Source organism: Streptomyces sp. (assembly GCF_031178505.1).
GTDB classification, from domain to species: Bacteria; Actinomycetota; Actinomycetes; order Streptomycetales; family Streptomycetaceae; genus Streptomyces; species Streptomyces gulbargensis.
Map to the genome: position 1 here is coordinate 1 of NZ_JAPSIW010000744.1, position 3,392 is coordinate 3,392.

At 75.0% G+C, this 3,392-nt stretch carries 4 protein-coding genes; 1 reads left to right on the forward strand and 3 read right to left on the reverse strand.

What is annotated here, in order from left to right; translation table 11 throughout:
* Positions 1-42: 42 nt before the first annotated feature.
* Together RIF68_RS31555 and RIF68_RS31560 are read right to left on the reverse strand one after the other, a co-directional pair.
* Positions 43-1,467 carry a hypothetical protein gene (locus RIF68_RS31555; RefSeq protein ID WP_309054687.1) on the reverse strand — a complete coding sequence of 475 codons (1,425 nt, stop codon included), beginning with the start codon at positions 1,465-1,467 and terminating at the stop codon, positions 43-45.
* Positions 1,468-1,529: 62 nt separating this feature from the next.
* Positions 1,530-1,736 (reverse strand): hypothetical protein, encoded by a 207-nt coding sequence (locus RIF68_RS31560; protein WP_309054688.1) that lies wholly within the window; start codon positions 1,734-1,736, stop codon positions 1,530-1,532.
* A 130-nt stretch (positions 1,737-1,866) separates the two neighbouring features.
* Between RIF68_RS31560 and RIF68_RS31565 the strand changes: the two genes are divergently transcribed.
* The gene (locus RIF68_RS31565; protein ID WP_309054689.1) at positions 1,867-2,841 is read left to right on the forward strand and encodes a carbohydrate kinase family protein; all 975 of its coding nucleotides are present in this window, start codon (positions 1,867-1,869) and stop codon (positions 2,839-2,841) included.
* A gap of 137 nt (positions 2,842-2,978) precedes the next feature.
* On the opposite strand, the gene RIF68_RS31570 is transcribed toward RIF68_RS31565, so the two are convergent.
* Positions 2,979-3,392 (reverse strand): sulfurtransferase TusA family protein (locus RIF68_RS31570; protein WP_309054690.1); only part of this gene is annotated, 414 nt, incomplete at its 5' end.

Sequence of the window (3,392 nt, forward strand, 5' to 3'; positions counted from 1 at the left end):
GGACCTCCCGGGCCGCCGCCCTCACGCGTGCTCCGCCCCAGCTCAGCGGCGCGGCACGGTCTGCCCGCTCTCCGCGTCCACCACGGCCCGGCCGCCCAGCGGCGCGTCCAGGGTCACCGTCAGGCTGATCTCCTTGGCGACCATGACGCACATCCGGTCCGGGTCGATCGGCTTCTCGGAGATCCGCACCGCGACCTTCCCGCCGGTCTCCTCGGCCGTCGCCGTGTAGGTGCTGCACACCCCGCCCCAGAAGGTGACGGTCAGCTTCCGGCCACCGGCGTCCGTCCGGTACGACTCCACCTTCCGCACCGGCGCCGTGCCCTCCTCCGGCGCGCCCGTCGCGGGCGGCTCCGCCCGCTCCGGCACCACGGCCGACCGTGTGACGGTGTACGGCGCCGCGTCCGCCGGGTCCGCGGTGAACAGCCAGGTCGGCACCAGCAGCCGCCCGCCCGCCTCGTCCTGCGCCGCCAGGCCCAGCACCGCACCCGTCACCGGCACCTCCCGGGGTGCGACGGGCTCCGAGGGCGGACACGGCACGGCCGGCTCGGCCTGCCCGCCGTCCGCCACGGCCGGCGGGTCGGTCGCACAGCCCCCGATGCCGATCGGACCCGACCCCTTCGACGCCTCGTTCAGCTGGGCCAGGGCCTTCTCCGCCGGCACCACCGGCCGCGTCTCGCCCCGCACCGGTTCCTTGAGCATCCCGCTGCCCGCGACCGGCCGTCCGTCCGGCCCGATGTGCAGGCCCGTCGACCAGCCGTACGTCGGCAGCCCGCCCACCACCGGATCGGCGTTCACCACGCGGACCGAGCCGTCCATCACCTGCGTCGCCCGCACCTTGGCGTCGTCCTGCCCGAGCGCCTTCAGGACCGGGGCCGCCGCGGCCTTCGCCGCCGCCTCGCTCACCGGCGTGCCCCGGCCGATCGGCGAGTGTCCCTCGCCCGGCGGCGGGCAGGCCGGGCCCTTGAGGCAGGCGTCACCGGCCGGACCGCCGTGCTGCCAGGAGTACGTCCAGCTGCCGGGGGCCTCCCGGGTCACGTCCAGGCGCGGCCCCGTGGCGTCCTTCTCCGGCCGTACCGTCCAGACCTTCTTCTCCAGGACGGGGGTGCCGGGCACACCGAGTGCCGCGGCCAGCCTGGTCACCTCCGCCGAGGTGACCAGGCCCTCGGGCCGGTGGACCGCGGCCGAGGAGGGCCCCTGGGGGAGTGGGCCCTTGGCTGTGTAGACGGTGCCCGCCGGGCCGCCGCCCGGGTCGGGCTCGCCGGGGGCGATCCCGGACGCGCCGTCCGACCCCCCCGGCGTACCGCCGCCGCCCGCCGTCCCCGGTGCCGGGGACGCGGCCGGACGGGAGTCCTCACCGGCGGCGGAACCCGCCAGGTACACGCCACCGCCGCCGGCGAGCAGCACACCCGCCGCCACCGAGGCGGTGAGCAGCGTCCGCCGCCTCCGCCCGTTCTCCGTATCGCTCACCGCAACGCTCCCTCGTGTCGATCGGACACCGGTGGGACGGAGCGGCCGCGCCGGCGGTTCCGTCAGTCGCCGTACTCGGCGGTCGCGCCGATGAGCCGTGCCGAGGCCGCCGGCACGTCCACGCCGTGGATGAGGGCGGGGGAGACCGGCGCGGGCGCGGGCGCGGCGGGGGTCACCCAGTGCGGGGCCATCCGGGCGCCGGCCCCGCGCAGCTCGGCGAGGCTCAGCTCGGACTCGTGTCGCTCACGGGAAGCGGGGTACGTCGTCATGGCCGCACCGTACGCACCACGACTGCCCGGAGAAAAGACCTACTCTGGGGTAGTTTCCACTGTTCGGCAGGACCGTTCCCACCCGGTAGCGTGAACTGTCATTACCGCCTTCCCGCAGGAGCACCCCGCCGTGCGTATCGCAGTCACCGGCTCCATCGCCACCGACCACCTCATGACCTTCCCCGGCCGGTTCGCCGACCAGCTCGTGGCCGACCAGCTCCACACGGTGTCGCTCTCCTTCCTCGTCGACAACCTCGACGTCCGCCGCGGCGGCGTCGGGCCGAACATCTGCTTCGGCATGGGCCAGCTCGGCGGCCGCCCGATCCTCGTGGGCGCCGCCGGCTACGACTTCGACGAGTACCGCGCCTGGCTCGACCGCCACGGCGTCGACACCGACTCGGTGCGCATCTCCGAGGTCCTGCACACCGCCCGCTTCGTCTGCACCACCGACAAGGACCACAACCAGATCGGCTCCTTCTACACGGGCGCCATGAGCGAGGCCCGGCTGATCGAGCTCAAGGCCGTGGCCGACCGCGTCGGCGGCCTCGACCTCGTCCTCATCGGCGCCGACGACCCCGAGGCGATGCTCCGCCACACCGAGGAGTGCCGCGCCCGCGCGATCCCCTTCGCCGCCGACTTCTCGCAGCAGATCGCGCGCATGAACGGCGACGAGATCCGCATCCTCCTCGACGGCGCCACCTACCTCTTCTCCAACGAGTACGAGAAGGGCCTCATCGAGTCGAAGACCGGCTGGACCGACGAGGAGATCCTCTCCCGCGTCGGCCACCGCGTGACCACCCTCGGCTCCCGCGGCGTCCGCATCGAGCGCGCCGGCGAGACCCCCATCGAGGTCGGCTGCCCGGAGGAGAAGGCCAAGGTCGACCCCACCGGCGTCGGCGACGCCTTCCGCGCCGGCTTCCTCACCGGCCTGTCCTGGGGCGTCGGCCTGGAGCGCGCCGCGCAGGTCGGCTGCATGCTCGCCACCCTGGTGATCGAGACCCTCGGCACCCAGGAGTACACCCTGCAGCGCGCCCACTTCATGGAGCGCTTCACCAAGGCGTACGGCGACGAGGCCGCCGCCGAGGTCCGGGCGCACCTGGCCTGACGGAGGGGTTCCACCTCTCGCCCGCACCCGTCCCCCCGGGCCGAAGCCATGGGGGGGACGCGGGACGGCGCCGGTCGCGGGACCTCCGGTCCCCGGTGCCCGCCCGCACCCCGAGAGCGGCGCCCCCGCCCGGGCGGTCACGTCAGGCGGCGCACCACGTAGCCCGTGCCGCCCCGGGGGGACGGCTCCTCGCCCACGTACTCCTGGCCCCGCATCTCGCACCACGCCGGGATGTCCAGCCGCGCCGCCTCGTCGTCCGCGAGCACGGTGACCGTGCCGCCCACGGGCACGTCACCGATCACCTTCGCCAGCTCGATCACCGGGATCGGGCAGCGCTTCCCGAGCGAGTCCACGACCAGCGGGCCGGGCCCGGCCGCCGCGGCCGGGGCGGCGGCCGGGGCGCCCAGCCGCTCCCGTACCCCCGCGCCCGCCGACCACACCGGTGCCATCGAGGGGCAAGCGATCTGCCGGTACTGGACCAGCCGGGTGGTCTTCGACGTGCCGGACAAGTTCCGGGCCTTCAACCAGTACACCGACACTGTGAACGGGAC